Raw genomic sequence first — 14,126 nt, forward strand, 5'->3', positions numbered from 1 at the left:
TGGTCACCCAAGCGGTGGCCGTAACCGCCAACCATCGAGAGGAGCTACACCATGTCCACTGCCGAAGCCACCACCACCCTGTCCATGAACGCGCTGGAGCCGATCGACCAGAACGGTCTCAACGATCTGGCCGCCAAGGGCAAGGCCAACCCGGAGAGCATCGTCACCCTGAAGGCCACCACGGTCTGCGAGGGCAAGTTCCGCAACCTGACCTATGTGCGTGATCTGGATGCGCATGTAATCGACGAGCCGCCGCACCTGCTGGGCGACGACACCGCCCCCAACCCCTCCGAGGCCGTGCTGGCCAGCCTGGGCGCCTGCCTGTCGGTCGGCATGCACGCCAACGCCATCGACCGCGGCATCACGCTGACCAAGCTGGAGCTGACGCTGGAGGGCGACATCAACGTGACCGCCGTCTGGGGGGTGGGCGATACCGACGTCAACAAGCGGCTCGGCTTCACCGATATCCGAGTGAAGGCCCACCTGGAGGGCGATGCCAGCGAGGAGCAACTGAAAGAGCTGGTGGCCCATGCCGACTTCTGGTCGCCCGTGGCCAACACCATGCGCAACCCGGTTGGTGTCAGCGTCGAGCTGGCCTGAACCAACTGCCATCCCGAACGGGAGAGAGAACCCATGTTGCAAACCCGTACTGACGAACAGACGGGGGTGTCGCCGGCCGCAGGGCCGGCGGACGCCGATGCCCCGCTGAAGGCCCTGGTGGAACGCGCATTGGCGCCGCTAACCGCCCGTATCGACCGCGAGGGCGTCTACCCCGAGAATTTCCTGCGCGAGGCCGGGCGCCTCGGCGCATTCAATCGCCACCTGGCCAGCCAGAATGCGACCGGTACTACCGACCTCGCCGGCGCGATCCGCGCGACCGAGGTGATCTCGGCCGAGTGCATGACCACAGGCTTTGTGGCCTGGTGCCAGAACGCCTGCGCCTGGTACGCGGAGAACAGTGACTCCGACGTGCTCAAGCGCGAGGCCCTGCCGAAGCTGGCCAATGCCGAGGCGCTGGGCGCGACCGCTCTGTCGAATCCGATGAAGTGGTTCGCCAACATCGAGGAGTTGAAGCTGAATGCCGAGCGTGTCGATGGCGGCTATATCGTCTCCGGCGCGCTGCCCTGGGTGTCCAACCTGGGCGAGGACCATTATTTCGGCGCGATCTTCCGTACCACCGATGCCAACCCGCGTCCGTTGATGGCGCTGATCAACTGTGCCGATCCCGGTTTCAGCCTGACGGCCTGCCCGGAGTTCACCGCACTGGAGGGCTCGCGCACCTTCGGTTGCCACTTCGACCGGGTGTTCGTGCCGGATGCCCATATCCTTGCGGACCCGCTGCCGGAGTACATCCGCCGCATTCGCCCCGGTTTTGTGCTGCTGCAGATGGGCATGGGGCTGGGCCTGATCGATGGCTGCATCGAGACCATGCGCGAGTCCAACGAGACCCTCGCGCACGTGAATGGCTATCTGGATGACCAGGTCGGCGAGCTGGAGGAGGCCCTGGCGGACGCCCGCAGTGCCTGTTACGCGCTGTCGGAGACACCGTTCGATGACTCCGAGCGCTTCTTTGCCGATGTGCTGCAGATGCGACTGACGGGCTCCGAGCTGTCGCTGCGTGCCTCGCAGTCGGCCCTGCTGCACTGCGGCGCGCGGGGCTACAAGGCGGACGCGGCGGCCCAGCGCAAGCTGCGCGAGTCGTACTTCGTCGCCATTGTGACGCCCGCGATCAAGCACCTGCGCAAGGAGCTTGCGCGGATCCACGCCCACTGAACCGGTGCCTCTCGAACCCGCGCGGCCCCGGTGAAGCCGGGACCGCGCCCCGAACGCAAGGAATCCCCATGTTGGAAACCACCACCCGACTGGACCCCGAGACCGCCGTGGAACGGCTGAAGCAGGCGATCGAAGCCCAGGGTCTGAAACTGGTCTCGCACATCAACGGCCAGGCCAACGCCGCGAAGATCGGGATCGAGGTCCCGACCGATCAGATTCTGGAGGTCTTTCACCCGAGCTACGCGGTGCGCGTATGGCAGGCCTGCAAGCCGGCCGGCATCGACATCCCGCTGCGCATCCATGTGTCGGGTGATGGCGATGTCCTGCGTGTTAGCACGCGTTCGGCGCGCGATGTGTTCGCGCCCTGGGCGAGTCCCGAGCTCGACACCATTGGCGCGGAGCTGGATCCGAAGCTGCAGGCGATTCTGGACACCCTGGAGGCCGCGTGATGACTACCGAAACCGACGACTACAAACGCTATATCTGCAAGGTCTGCGGCTATATCTACGACGAGGCGAAGGGCGACCCCGACTCCGGCCTCGCGCCGGGCACCCGCTTCGAGGACATCCCCGACGACTGGTACTGCCCGGACTGCAACGTGACCAAGGCGGACTTCAGTCCCTTCGAGCCGCGGGCCGAGTCCACCGATGCGGTCTCCGCCGCAAGTGCCTGGAGTGGCCCGCGCGGTGACGACCCCGACGCGGTGGTGATCGTGGGTGCCGGCATGTCCGGCTGGGCCCTGGCCGAGCGCCTGCGGGAGCAGGACCCGCGCCGCACCATCCGCATGATTACCGCGGACAGTGGCGACTATTACACCAAGCCGCGGCTGTCGAACGCGTTTGGCCGCGAGACGGCCCTCGACGAGCTGGTCGAAGAGGGCGGGCAGCAGCGCGCGGGGCGTCTGGGTGTGGAGCTGATGCCGTTTCTGCGCGTGCTGGGTATCGATCGTGACCGCCAGCGCGTGATCACGGCACGCGGGGGCATACCCTATGGCCAGCTGGTGCTGGCCACCGGTGCCCGGCCGCGCCGCATCGATTTTCCGGGCGATGCGGCGGCCCCGCTGTCCGTGAATACCCTGGATGACTACTGTCTGCTGCGCGAGGCACTGGAAGCGCCGGGAAAGAGCCCGGCCGAGACACCGGTGGCCATCATTGGGGCGGGTCTGGTGGGCTGCGAGCTGGCCGATGACCTGGCCAGGGGAGGTTTCCCGGTCGCACTGATCGAGTGTGCCGAACAGCCTCTCGCGGGACTGTTGCCGTCGCCCATGAGTCAGGACCTCGCTGCAGCCCTGGAGAAGAGCGGTGTCGATTTGCGTCTGGGCGCGAATATCGCCCGCCTGAACCAGGGGGAGTGGGGGACGACCATCGAGCTGCAGGATGGCGAATCGGTCCAGGCCGAGGTGGTGCTGTCCGCGCTGGGCTTGGAGGGCCAGAATGATATCGCCCGGGCCGCGGGTCTGGACTGCGGCCTCGGAATCCGCGTGAATGCACAACTGGCCACCTCCGATGCGTCGATCTTTGCCCTCGGCGACGGCTGTGAGTTTGCCGGCCGGTTGCGCCCGTACGTGGAGACGCTGCGTGACCAGGCGGCGGTGCTGGCTCGAACCCTCGGTGGAGAAGTGACGGAGTACGTGCCCGGGTCCGGTACGGTCCAGGTGAAGACGGCGAGTCTGCCCCTGAACGTGTGTCCGCCGCGCGACGTCACTCGGGGCACGTGGGTCGAGACCGAATCTACCCCTTCGGGTCGCCAGCTGGAGTTTCACGCCGACGGCGTGCTGGCCGGATTCGCGGTATCGGGGTCCCTGGCTCGGCGCGCGGCAGAGCTGGAGGCCCGGCTGGGACAACCCGTGGGCGCCGAACGCCCGCGCATGGCCAGCTAACAGGTGCGATGGCCGTTGGCGGCAAGGCCCCGACCGGCGTGGAAGAACCGAGTGCTGTGCGGGGTGTTCGTTATACTGGGGCGCTGATGCATTTACGCGATGGCCGGTCCATCGTTGGCAGGAGAGAGCGCCTTGGCCAGTTTTACGATCACCTTGCATGCCCGCACCGCGGACGAGCCCGAAATTCAGCGCGTGTCCGTGACCGCGGGCGGGGACGAGGAGCTGCCGGAGTACGGCCAGGTCTGGGTATGGGACATCCTCTATGCCCAGCAGCTGTTTGCCCTTGGCGAGACGCAGACGGCGCAACAGTTGAAGGAGACCCTGGAGCTGTGGGCGGTGAACATGTCCAGCAAGGTATTCCAGCCGCATGGCCACATCCTGGCGAAGGGCTACCTGGACCTGTCGGAAGACCTGAAGCTGGTCAACGGTGACGAGGAACGCCCGACCGCGGCTGACGGCGACCGCGAGATCGTCGTGACCGTGACCGGTCAGGCTGGCCAGCTGCCGGATGTCGCAGTCAACCCGGAGGCACTGGAGGCCGAGGAGCGCAAGAACCTCGTGCTGGGCCTGGGGCAGTTCTTCAACTTCGACAACCCGATGTTTGCGCGCGAGCTGCCGATCCATGTGCTCGCGATGCGCAAGTACCACGCCGATATCCACGAGCCGCACACCCGCGAGGCCCTGGACGAGGCCCCGTTCTACGCCATTCAGAAGGCGATGGAATACTTCCAGGCGGCCAACCAGGGCACGGTGCAATAGGACGTCCTGACTGCTAGGGTCGGGTCATGCGCACCGTTTACACCGCCGCCGACCCGGTGATGGCCGGGTTCATCGAGAACCTCCTGCAGGAGGCCGGCATCCCCGCCTATGTCGCCCAGGCCGGGCTTTACGGCGCCGCCGGCGAGATCCCGCCGACCGAGTGCTGGGGACGGGTGATGGTGGTGCACGAGGCCCAGGCCGAGCAGGCCCGCGAGCTGATCGTGGAGTACCTGGAAGGCGAGCCGGAGCACGACGGGAAGGAATGGAAGTGCTCGCGCTGCGGCGAGCGGATCGAGCCGCAGTTCACCCAGTGCTGGAACTGCGGGCGCGAGCGGCGCTGATTCTCCACCACTAGTCTGCTACGCAGGGCGTCTTTCTAGCGAATCCCGTTACCCGAGCCGTACTGGGCCCGTACCCGCTGGATGTAGGTTTGGGTCTCGGGGAAGGGCGGCACGCCGCCGTGGCGTTCCACGGCCCCCGGGCCGGCGTTGTAGGCGGCCAGGGCCAGGTCCAGATCCCCGTCGAAACGCTGCAGCATCTCGGCCAGGTAGCGAGTGCCCCCGTGGATGTTCTGGGCCGGGTCGAAGCGGTCGGTCACGCCCAGGTCGGCGGCGGTGGCCGGCATCAGCTGCATCAGGCCGTGCGCACCCACCCGCGAGACGGCCTCGGGGTCGAAGCAGGACTCGACGTGAATCACGGACTGTACCAGGGCCGGGTCGACACCGTTGTGACCCGCGGCGGCGCGGATCAGCTCGGCGAACTCGCCACCGCCGCTGGCCAGGGCCTGGCGGGCCCGTTCGCCGCAGCGCGCCCGGGCTGTCGGGCGGCCGTAGGTGGCGATCAGGTTCATGTTGGCGTTTTGCTGGCGCTGGTTGGTGACCAGACGCTGGCCGTCCGGGCCCTCGAACACGAAGATCTCGCTGGGCGACCAGCTACCCCCTGAAGCCGTTCCGCTCTGGCTGGCAGAGGTGCCGGGACGCTGGGGCGAAGGCACGGTCTCGTACTCGATGCCCTCGGGGCGCTGGTCCGTAATCACGCGGGCACCCGTGGCGTCGTAGTAGGTGTACAGCTCGGCCTGGGCGGGCAAGGCGAGGACGCCGGCGGCCAGCAGCAACGCCGGCAGTCCGCCCGCGAAACGCTTACCATATGCACGATTGCGCAACCGAATCCCCCCTTGTCGCCCACGTCCGAATGAACGCTCCCCAGACGACCGATCCCATTATGGCGCCGGAAACTGCGCAACTGGAAGGGCTGCTGCGCGAGGCCCTGGCGGGAACCGCGCTGGGACTGCCGCTGGTGGAGGTGCTGGAACGGGTGGATTCCACCAATGCACGACTGCTCGACCCCGCGCAGATGCATGCCGGCCCCAGGGTGTGTCTGGCGCGCGAGCAGCTGGCTGGGCGGGGGCGGCGGGGCCGGACCTGGGTGGCGCCCCCGGATGCCGGCCTGGCCCTCTCGCTCTCCTGGCCGATTGCCGCCAACCAGCCGGTGCCTGCGGCCTATCCAGTCGGGGTGGGGATCGGGGTCATCCGCGCGCTCGAGGCGCTCGGTGTGGAGGGCCCTGGTCTCAAATGGCCGAACGACGTGGTGGTGGGCGATGCGAAGCTGGGCGGTATCCTGGTCGAGCAGCGGCTTCCCCGGTCGGATCGGCCCGGGCGCCTGGTGGTGGGGGTCGGGCTCAATCGCCGGGGTTCCGGAGCGCTCGGCCTGGATCGCGAGGTGACCGACCTGGAAGCCCTGTCAGACGGGCAGGGGCCCGACTGGCTGGCGCTGGCGGCCGAGGTGACAGGCTGGCAGATGCGCCTGCATTCGCTGCTGATGGCACAGGGGCTGGCGGCGCTGGCGGACGATCTCGACCGCCTCGATGTGCTGGCCGGCCGCCCCATCCAGGTACCGGATACGGGCCTGTCGGGCATTGCCCGGGGCATTTGCCTGGATTCGGGGCGTCTGCGCGTCGAGGATGAGACGGGCGTCCTGCATGATCTCGACGCGGGGGAAGTATCCATCCGGAGGGCTGGGCATGCCTGACTGCGCGCTGATCGACATCGGCAGTACCCGAATCAAGTGGCAGCGCCGCGACGCGGCCGGTCATGTGCTGGATGAGGGCACAAGCCTCGCGATCGAGGATTGTGCTCAGGCGCTGAAAGACGCTGGTCTGGCGATCTGGGCCGCCCGTGTCGGCAGCCCGGAGCGCCAGGCGGCGCTGGAAGACGCGGTGGGGGCGGCGGTACCCATCCACTGGGTGGGAACGCACTGGGGCGGGCGCTATGGCGTGCGCAGTGATTATGCCGAAGGCCAGCTGGGTGTGGATCGATTCTGTGCACTGGTGGCGGCCCGGGCGGAAGGGCCGGGGCCCTGCGTGCTGGTGGATGCGGGAACCGCGATTACGGTCGACCTGCTGGATGCCAAGGGTCGGCATCGGGGCGGGTACTTGCTGCCGGGGCGACAGCTGGGCTGGGATTCGCTGCAGGCCCGGCTGGCCGACCGCGTCGCTCCGCGTGATCCGGGTGACTGGCCCGAGATCCTCGACTCGACGCCGGGGCTTGGCAGCGAACCGGGCCTGGAACGTGGCCTGATGCTCGGCCTTTCCGGCGCGGTCGACCGCCTGATCGTCGAGGCCCGCACCCACCTGGGCAATGACACCGTCTGCTGGCTACACGGTGGGGATGCATCCTGGCTCGCTGGGCAGCTCACCGAATTCGTCACCCTGCGCGAGAACCTCGTGCTGGAAGGCCTGTGGCAGATTGCACGCGCGGAGGGGGGCTCGTGATGCGCTGGTTCGTCGCGCTGTTGCTGCTGGCGAATCTGGCCCTGTTTGGCTGGAGCTGGCAGCAGGGGCACTGGAACGGCGATCCTTACGCCGATGTGCCCCCCCCGGAGCGGGGTACGCAGATGCTCGACGAGAGCGATGTGCGGATTCACCCGCTCGACGGGGGCGACTGAGTCAGTCGTCCAGTCCCGGGATGCCGGCGCGCAGGGCCTGGAAGCCGATGGCCACGTCGTCGGGATCGGCGCCGGGTTCGATGTGCAGCCGCGCGCGAACCTTCTCCGGATCGATGTGGGATTCTTCTACGACCTCTTCCGGCAGACGGTGCAGCCACCAGGCCAGTGCAGCCTGACTGCGCGTCTCTGACCACGGTTCAAGGTCCGATCCGACACGCTCGGCGTGCGCCTCGAGCTCCTCGTCAAAGAACGGCTCCAGGCGGTCCAGTGCGGCGACCGGATCGGGCAGATCGGGCTTCTCGCCCTCCAGCGCCTCGATCGCGCGGGCCAATTCGAGGCGGGCGATCTCCGGCCAGATCTGTGCGGGCAGGTATCCCTCCATCGCCGGGCGCCCGTCGGCGGTGATGCCGTGCAGGAAGCCGGCCTCTGTGCCCAGGTACCGGTCCAGGGCCTGCATGGCCTCGCGCGCCCACTCCAGGGTGTCTTCGTCCTCCATGACCCGGGCCATGTTGGCCAGGGCGGCAATCGCCTGGCCGGAGCTGTCCGCATAGGTGTTGCGGTCCACCCGCGGGGGATCGGTCTCCAGCCGTTCTTCCGGGTCGAGTTGGTAGTAGTCGCGATCCGCGTACTGGCTGTTGCCGAAGCGGGACTGGTCCTCGTCCCAGAGCTGGTCGCGCAGGTAGTCGCGGATGCCGCGGGCGAATTCGGCGTGATGTTCCTTGCCGAAGCGCTCGTAAGCCTCGGCGTACAGCCAGAGGAACGCGGCGTTCTGGTCCAGTCGCTTGGAGGTCTCGAGGGCCAGGACCGGATCGCGCTGGTCCCAGTCGTGGAAGAAGAAGAATCCGCCCTCCACGCCGTCGTACAGGTCGGCGGCGATCTGGTCGAGCATCGCGGGCATGCGGTCTTCCCAGTCCTCCTCGTCGAGCAGGAAGCGATAGGTCCAGGGCTGCGGGCGCTTGCTCAGGGTGCCGAACGCCGCGCTCCCGCTCAGGCGGTGAGCGGAGCTGTCGTAGACCTCGTCGAGCATCTCGCGGAAGCGATCGAGGTCGTTGATCGCGGCGTCGTCCGGGGTGATCTCGCGGCCGGTGACCGAGAACATGTCACGCTGGGCCTCCAGGATGCCCTGCAGGTCGCGCGGATTCACATGCCCGGTAAAGCGGGTCAGCATTTCGTCCTCGTGGTTCACGATCACCACGAACGGCAGGCCACGACCGCCGTAGCGGCGAAACAGGTCAGCGCGCTCGTCGAGGTCGACCAGAACCGGAATGTAGTGCCGGTCGATCGTGTCGACCACGTCGGGGTTCTCCAGCGATTCGTCCTGGAAGTCGCGGCACCAGGTGCACCACTGACCGTGGAAATAGAAGAAGATCGGCCGTTCGCGCTCCTTCGACTCCGCGAACAGATCGCTGTCCCAGGACTGCCAGTCGATCTGCGAGCCTTCTGGGTAGTCATCCATCTCGAAGCCGTTGTCGGGCCCGTTATCCGGGGCCTCGGCGGGACCGGCCGCGCCCTGTGCGCCAGCCGTGCCCGCAAGGCCCAGCAGGACTAGGCCCAGGACGGAGGTGGTCCACCCGCCGATGGTCGTGACTGCAAGGGATTTGTGCTCGTCCATGGCGCACCTGGAGATTTGGGCTGCTTAATACGGTAGACCACAATCAAGGGCTTGCTGTTCCTCGGGCGACGCCTGCCTCGGTGGTAGCATGACCGTGGATCAAGCCACAGGGGATCGAGATGCGCCTTTGCAGGGGAGGAACGGCCGCGACGAGGGGGTACCCAAGATGGCGAGGGTGACGCTCCTGCTGCCCGGGTTGTTTCGGCGTGCCGAGGCGGGCTTGCCGAAGGACGGCGAGGATCCTCCGGGTATCCGTCACCTTGCCCGCTGGCTGGGCCGGGCACGCCCGCTGGCGTCCGCGCCGGCCAGCGCCCGTCAGGGCTGGGAGGTCCAGCTCGCTCGGAGGCTGGGCTTCGTGCAGCCGGATGCAGGCCCGCGCCTCTGGCTGGTCTGGCCCGTTCGGCTGACGCCGGGGATGAAGGACCTGGTCGCGGATCCGGTCTTCGAGGTCCATCAGGAAGAGCGCAAGGCGCTGTGGGAGGCGGCCCGTCCGGATCTGGAGGCGGCGGGGGCCACGCTGCGGCTGTCTTCGGGTGGACTGTGGCTCCTGGAAATGGAGGGCGAGGGGGATGGCGCGGGCGAGCCGCCCTCAACGGGCTGGGGTCGCTCGATGAGCCGGGGTGCGATGGACAGCGACGTCGCGCGCCGTCTGCAGGTCCTCAACAATGCCCTGCAGATGACCTGGTTCCAGCATCCGGTGAACCAGGCGCGCGAGCAGTCCGGGCGGACACCCGTTCACGGGCTGTGGTTCTGGTCACCGGGGCGTCCGGAGGGTGCCACGGCCGTGCGCGCGGTCTGTGGCGGCGGGCCTGTCGCGCATTTTCTGGCGGACTGGACGGCGCTCGACTGGTCCCCCGACCCGGCATCTGCTGCGGAGATGGCGCGCGATACCGTCGTGGTGCTGGATGCCCTGGCAGGCGCACGCGACCTCGAACGCCATGCGGAGGTCATGCAGTCGCTGGCCGATGACGTCGTGCAGCCCCTGCTGCCCCTGCTCCGGAGGGGGCGCCTGGAGGCGCTGGAGTTTCACGATCCGCTCGCGCGCACCGAGCCGCCCAGGATACTGGAGCGCCGGGACAGCCTGGCCTTCTGGCGGCGCGCGCGAACCCTCTGACCCAGCTTGTCCGGTTGGTCCCGAGTGCGCCAGACGCCGGGTCAGGGGTGTTATACTGCGCGGCTTTTCTGCCCACCCGCACACCGGAAATCGACGCATCATGGAACTGAATCCGCTGTATACCCAGATTGATGACCTGAAAGGCCGCCTGGAAGGCCTTAGGGGGTATCTTTGACTACCCGGTCAAGGAAGAACGCCTAGAAGAGGTCCAGCGCGAACTGGAAAACCCGGACATCTGGAACGACCCGGATCGTGCGCAGGCGCTGGGCAAGGAACGCGCCCAGCTCGAGAACATCGTCGTCAACATCCGCGAGATTGGCACGCAGCTGGACGACAGCCGCGACCTGCTGGAGATGGCCGAGGCCGATGACGATGCCGAGACGGCATCCGCGGTGGAGGCCGACGTCGCCGCCCTGACCGCAAGGGTCGAGGCGCTGGAGTTCCGGCGCATGTTCTCCGGCGAGATGGACGAGGCCAACGCCTATCTCGACATCCAGGCCGGTTCCGGCGGGACCGAGGCCCAGGACTGGGCCAACATCCTGCTGCGCATGTACCTGCGCTGGGCCGAGGCCCACGGCTTCAAGAGCGAGATCATCGAACTGTCCGAGGGCGAGGTCGCCGGCATCAAGAGCGCGACCGTGCGCATCGAGGGCGAATACGCCTTTGGCTGGTTGCGCACCGAGACCGGTGTGCACCGCCTGGTGCGCAAGTCGCCGTTCGACTCGGGCAACCGCCGGCATACCTCGTTCGCCTCGGTGTTCGCCTCGCCGGAGGTGGACGACAGCTTCGAGATCGAGATCAACCCGGCCGATCTGCGCGTGGATACCTACCGCGCCTCCGGGGCGGGCGGGCAGCACGTCAACCGCACCGAGTCCGCGATCCGCATTACCCACGAGCCCTCCGGCATCGTGGTGGCCTGCCAGAACGACCGTTCGCAGCACAAGAACCGCGATACGGCGATGAAGCAGCTGAAGGCCAAGCTCTACGAGATGGAGATCCAGAAGCGCAATGCCGAGAAGCAGGCGGCCGAGGACGCCAAGTCCGACATCGGCTGGGGCAGCCAGATCCGCTCCTACGTGCTCGACCAGTCGCGGATCAAGGATCTGCGCACCGGCGTGGAGGTTGGCAATACCCAGGCCGTGCTCGACGGCGGCCTGGACCAGTTCATTGAAGCCAGCCTTAAGAGTGGGCTGTAACGCTTTCTTTTACCGGGATTCCCGATGACCGAGATTACCGACGAGAACAAGCTGATCGCCCAGCGTCGCGCCAAGCTGAACGAGCTGCGCGAGGCCGGCCCGGCCTTCCCCAACGACTTCCGCCGTGATGCCCTGGCGGCCGATCTGCACGCCGCGCATGACGACACCGAAGGCGAGGCGCTGGCGGGTCAGGGGATCCGCGTGACCGTGGCCGGGCGCATGATCGGCAAGCGCGTAATGGGCAAGGCGAGCTTCGTCCGCCTGCGCGACCAGTCCGGGGACATCCAGCTGTTCGCCCAGCGCGACAGCCTGCCGGAGGGCGTCTACGCGGCCTTCAAGCACTGGGACCTGGGCGACATCGTCGGCGGGCAGGGGACGCTGTTCAAGACCAAGACCGGCGAGCTGACGGTCCAGCTGGATGAACTGCGCCTGCTGACCAAGAGCTTGCGTCCGCTGCCGGAGAAGTTCCACGGCCTGACCGACCAGGAACAGCGCTACCGCCAGCGCTACGTGGACCTGATCACCAGCCCGGACAGCCGCGAGCTGTTCCGCACCCGCACCCGGATCGTGCGCTACATACGCGAGTACTTCGAACGCGAGGATTTCATCGAGGTGGAGACCCCGATGATGCAGGTGATCCCCGGCGGCGCGACCGCGCGGCCGTTCGCCACCCACCACAATGCGCTGGACATGCCGCTGTATCTGCGGATCGCGCCGGAGCTGTACCTGAAACGCCTGGTGGTGGGCGGCTTCGAGAAGGTCTTCGAGATCAACCGCAATTTCCGCAACGAGGGGCTGTCCACCCGGCACAACCCCGAGTTCACCATGCTCGAGTTCTACGAGGCGTTCGTGGACTACCACGCGCTGATGGACCGCACCGAGACGCTGCTGCGCGGGCTGTGCGAGGACGTGCTGGGCACGACCACCATCGAGTACCAGGGCGAGACCTACGACTTCGGCCAGCCGTTCACCCGCATGACGGTGCGCGAGGCGATCCTCGAGCACAACGCAGAGATCAGCAGCGAGGACCTGGCGGACATCGACAAGGTGCGCGCCCACTGCGAGCGCCTGGAGATCCCGATCAAGCCGACCTTCGGCCTCGGCAAGCTGTGGACCGAGATCTTCGAATACACCGCCGAGAACAAGCTGCGCCACCCGACCTTCATCACCGCCTATCCGACCGAGGTCTCGCCGCTGGCGCGGCGCAACGACATCGACCCGTTCGTGACCGACCGCTTCGAGCTGTTCGTCGGCGGACGCGAGATCGCCAACGGCTTCTCCGAGCTGAATGACCCCGAGGACCAGGCCGAACGCTTCCAGGCCCAGGTCGCGGAGAAGGACGCCGGCGACGACGAGGCGATGCACTATGACGCCGACTACATCCGCGCCCTGGAATACGGCCTGCCGCCCACCGCCGGCGAGGGCATCGGCATCGACCGCCTGGTGATGCTGCTGACCGACAGCGCCTCGATCCGCGACGTGCTGCTGTTCCCGCACCTGCGCCCGGAGGCCTGAAGCCGCCCCTTCTCCGCCGAGATTGGGCCGACGGGCAAGCCGATTGCGGGAACACCGGGAAACCCTGTCGGTCGCATGGCTGTGGTTTCACGGAAAGAACGGGAGGTTGTCATGGCAAATTACGGTCCTGTCTGGCGCAGTCTGGTTGGTACTGCGGCCGCCACGGCGCTGCTGGCCGGTGGTGCCCAGGCCGGCGAGACGGTCGAGTCCGGCATCAGCACCGAATACGAACAGTTCGATCTGGTGCGGGTTGCGGGCGATCTGGAACACCCGTGGTCGGTCGCGTTCCTGCCCGGTGGCGGCTATCTGGTCACCGAGCGTACCGGCGCGCTGAAGCACATCCGCAGGAACGGCGAAGTCCGCGAGGTGGCAGGTGTTCCGGATGTAGTGGCCCGTGACCAGGGCGGGCTGCTGGATGTGTCGCTTCATCCGGATTTTCGTGACAACGGCTGGGTATACCTGACCTACTCCTCTGGTGACGAAGACCAGTCCTACACCGCGCTGGGGCGTGGCCTGTTGGAGGATGGCGAGCTGCACGACTTCGAGAAGCTCTTCGAGCAGGATCGTGGGGGCAGCAATCATGGACACTTTGGTTCTCGCCTCGCCTGGCTCTCCGATGGCACCCTGCTGATGACCATCGGCGACCGCCGCCAGGAGGAGCCAGCCCAGGACCTGTCCAGCCACACCGGCAAGCTGTTGCGCCTGACCGAGGACGGCGAGGCCCCGGCAGACAACCCGTTTGCCGACCGTGACGACGCCCAGCCGCACATCTATGCCTACGGCCTGCGCAACTCGCAGGGGCTGGTGGTCGATCCCGCCGATGACACGATCTGGCTGACCGACCATGGCCCACGTGGCGGGGACGAGCTCAATCGGATGGAGGCTGGTGGTAACTACGGCTGGCCCGGTGTCACCCGCGGACGGGAATATCCGACCGAGCGCCCATTTGGCGATGCCCGTCAAGCGGACGATGTGATCCCCCCGGTCTATGAGTTCCTGCCCACGCTGGCGCCCTCGGGTCTGGCGCTGGTCACCTCGGATCGCTTCGAGGCCTGGGAGGGTAATCTGCTGGCCGGCGGCCTGCGCGCCGAGCGTATCCTGCGCATCGTGATCGAGGACGACGAGGTCGTGCACATGGAGGAGCTGCTGCATGGAAAGATCGGGCGCATCCGCGATGTGCGCGAGAGCCCGAACGGACATATCTACGTGCTGACTGACGAGTCCGACGGCGGGCTGTACCGGATGGAAGCCCGCTAGCACCACCGGTCTTGGCTGCTACCAAGGTCCGGACAGTAGAAGGCCCTTCCCGAGCGGGAAGGGCCTTGTTCGTTGCGG

At 67.2% G+C, this 14,126-nt stretch carries 15 protein-coding genes; 13 read left to right on the plus strand and 2 right to left on the minus strand.

Annotated features, from left to right (window positions below; genetic code table 11):
• Positions 1-51 precede the first annotated feature (51 nt).
• The 6 genes from F579_RS0101695 (at position 52) to F579_RS0101720 (ending at position 4,752) form a co-directional block, all read left to right on the plus strand.
• Positions 52-600, plus strand: a complete 549-nt coding sequence (locus F579_RS0101695) for an OsmC family protein (protein ID WP_012982379.1) — start codon at positions 52-54, stop codon at positions 598-600.
• Between the two features lie 33 nt (positions 601-633).
• Complete coding sequence (locus tag F579_RS0101700) at positions 634-1,773, plus strand: acyl-CoA dehydrogenase family protein (RefSeq protein ID WP_019024558.1); 1,140 nt, start codon at positions 634-636, stop codon at positions 1,771-1,773.
• A gap of 68 nt (positions 1,774-1,841) precedes the next feature.
• A complete protein-coding gene (locus tag F579_RS0101705; protein ID WP_019024557.1) occupies positions 1,842-2,222 on the plus strand; it encodes a DUF302 domain-containing protein in 381 nt (126 codons plus the stop codon).
• A complete protein-coding gene (locus F579_RS0101710) occupies positions 2,222-3,652 on the plus strand; it encodes an FAD-dependent oxidoreductase (protein WP_019024556.1) in 1,431 nt (476 codons plus the stop codon). The genes F579_RS0101705 and F579_RS0101710 overlap by 1 nt, the downstream gene beginning before the upstream one ends.
• A 132-nt stretch (positions 3,653-3,784) precedes the next feature.
• Positions 3,785-4,411: a hypothetical protein gene (locus tag F579_RS0101715; protein WP_019024555.1), complete on the plus strand. Its 627-nt coding sequence runs from the start codon at positions 3,785-3,787 to the stop codon at positions 4,409-4,411.
• Between the two features lie 26 nt (positions 4,412-4,437).
• The gene (locus F579_RS0101720; RefSeq protein ID WP_019024554.1) at positions 4,438-4,752 is read left to right on the plus strand and encodes a DUF2007 domain-containing protein; all 315 of its coding nucleotides are present in this window, start codon (positions 4,438-4,440) and stop codon (positions 4,750-4,752) included.
• 35 nt (positions 4,753-4,787) lie between these two features.
• Here the strand turns inward: F579_RS0101720 and F579_RS0101725 are convergent, their stop codons facing one another.
• Complete coding sequence (locus tag F579_RS0101725) at positions 4,788-5,573, minus strand: lytic transglycosylase domain-containing protein (RefSeq protein ID WP_019024553.1); 786 nt, start codon at positions 5,571-5,573, stop codon at positions 4,788-4,790.
• Positions 5,574-5,632: 59 nt separating this feature from the next.
• Here F579_RS0101725 and F579_RS0101730 point away from each other — a divergent pair, with 59 nt between their 5' ends.
• From F579_RS0101730 to F579_RS15335, 3 genes are read left to right on the plus strand one after another with little or no spacing between them, the layout of a single operon-like run.
• Entirely contained in the window at positions 5,633-6,439 is an 807-nt protein-coding gene (locus F579_RS0101730; RefSeq protein ID WP_019024552.1) for a biotin--[acetyl-CoA-carboxylase] ligase, read from the plus strand.
• Complete coding sequence (locus tag F579_RS0101735; RefSeq protein WP_019024551.1) at positions 6,432-7,181, plus strand: type III pantothenate kinase; 750 nt, start codon at positions 6,432-6,434, stop codon at positions 7,179-7,181. Before F579_RS0101730 ends, F579_RS0101735 begins: the two co-directional genes overlap by 8 nt.
• Positions 7,181-7,354 (plus strand): hypothetical protein, encoded by a 174-nt coding sequence (locus F579_RS15335; protein ID WP_019024550.1) that lies wholly within the window; start codon positions 7,181-7,183, stop codon positions 7,352-7,354. Before F579_RS0101735 ends, F579_RS15335 begins: the two co-directional genes overlap by 1 nt.
• 1 nt (position 7,355) lies before the next feature.
• On the opposite strand, the gene F579_RS0101745 is transcribed toward F579_RS15335, so the two are convergent.
• The gene (locus F579_RS0101745) at positions 7,356-8,966 is read right to left on the minus strand and encodes a DUF255 domain-containing protein (protein ID WP_019024549.1); all 1,611 of its coding nucleotides are present in this window, start codon (positions 8,964-8,966) and stop codon (positions 7,356-7,358) included.
• A 166-nt stretch (positions 8,967-9,132) separates the two neighbouring features.
• On the opposite strand from F579_RS0101745, the gene F579_RS0101750 reads away from it, so the two are divergent.
• The 4 genes from F579_RS0101750 (at position 9,133) to F579_RS0101765 (ending at position 14,048) form a co-directional block, all read left to right on the plus strand.
• Complete coding sequence (locus F579_RS0101750) at positions 9,133-10,080, plus strand: hypothetical protein (RefSeq protein WP_019024548.1); 948 nt, start codon at positions 9,133-9,135, stop codon at positions 10,078-10,080.
• 100 nt (positions 10,081-10,180) lie between these two features.
• Positions 10,181-11,276 (plus strand): peptide chain release factor 2 gene (gene prfB / locus F579_RS0101755; protein WP_155984977.1). Its coding sequence is split into 2 segments (ribosomal slippage): positions 10,181-10,252 and positions 10,254-11,276, totalling 1,095 coding nucleotides; the frame shifts between segments, so codons are not numbered across the junction.
• Between the two features lie 24 nt (positions 11,277-11,300).
• Positions 11,301-12,791: a lysine--tRNA ligase gene (lysS, locus tag F579_RS0101760; protein WP_019024546.1), complete on the plus strand. Its 1,491-nt coding sequence runs from the start codon at positions 11,301-11,303 to the stop codon at positions 12,789-12,791.
• A gap of 111 nt (positions 12,792-12,902) precedes the next feature.
• Positions 12,903-14,048, plus strand: coding sequence for a PQQ-dependent sugar dehydrogenase (locus tag F579_RS0101765; protein WP_019024545.1), 1,146 nt, complete (start codon positions 12,903-12,905; stop codon positions 14,046-14,048).
• The last annotated feature ends 78 nt before the right edge of the window (positions 14,049-14,126 follow it).

Source organism: Thioalkalivibrio sp. ALJ21, from assembly GCF_000378605.1.
In the GTDB taxonomy this organism is placed as follows: domain Bacteria; phylum Pseudomonadota; class Gammaproteobacteria; order Ectothiorhodospirales; family Ectothiorhodospiraceae; genus Thioalkalivibrio.

Excerpts from the sequence above, each read along its gene's own strand:
- F579_RS0101695 (WP_012982379.1), top strand. The coding sequence starts at position 52 with ATGTCCACTGCCGAAGCCACCACCACCCTGTCCATGAACGCGCTGGAG.
- F579_RS0101700 (WP_019024558.1), top strand. The coding sequence starts at position 634 with ATGTTGCAAACCCGTACTGACGAACAGACGGGGGTGTCGCCGGCCGCA.
- F579_RS0101705 (WP_019024557.1), top strand. The coding sequence starts at position 1,842 with ATGTTGGAAACCACCACCCGACTGGACCCCGAGACCGCCGTGGAACGG.
- F579_RS0101710 (WP_019024556.1), top strand. The coding sequence starts at position 2,222 with ATGACTACCGAAACCGACGACTACAAACGCTATATCTGCAAGGTCTGC.
- F579_RS0101720 (WP_019024554.1), top strand. The coding sequence starts at position 4,438 with ATGCGCACCGTTTACACCGCCGCCGACCCGGTGATGGCCGGGTTCATC.
- F579_RS0101730 (WP_019024552.1), top strand. The coding sequence starts at position 5,633 with ATGGCGCCGGAAACTGCGCAACTGGAAGGGCTGCTGCGCGAGGCCCTG.
- F579_RS0101735 (WP_019024551.1), top strand. The coding sequence starts at position 6,432 with ATGCCTGACTGCGCGCTGATCGACATCGGCAGTACCCGAATCAAGTGG.
- F579_RS15335 (WP_019024550.1), top strand. The coding sequence starts at position 7,181 with ATGCGCTGGTTCGTCGCGCTGTTGCTGCTGGCGAATCTGGCCCTGTTT.
- F579_RS0101745 (WP_019024549.1), bottom strand. The coding sequence starts at position 8,966 with ATGGACGAGCACAAATCCCTTGCAGTCACGACCATCGGCGGGTGGACC.
- F579_RS0101750 (WP_019024548.1), top strand. The coding sequence starts at position 9,133 with ATGGCGAGGGTGACGCTCCTGCTGCCCGGGTTGTTTCGGCGTGCCGAG.
- lysS (WP_019024546.1), top strand. The coding sequence starts at position 11,301 with ATGACCGAGATTACCGACGAGAACAAGCTGATCGCCCAGCGTCGCGCC.
- F579_RS0101765 (WP_019024545.1), top strand. The coding sequence starts at position 12,903 with ATGGCAAATTACGGTCCTGTCTGGCGCAGTCTGGTTGGTACTGCGGCC.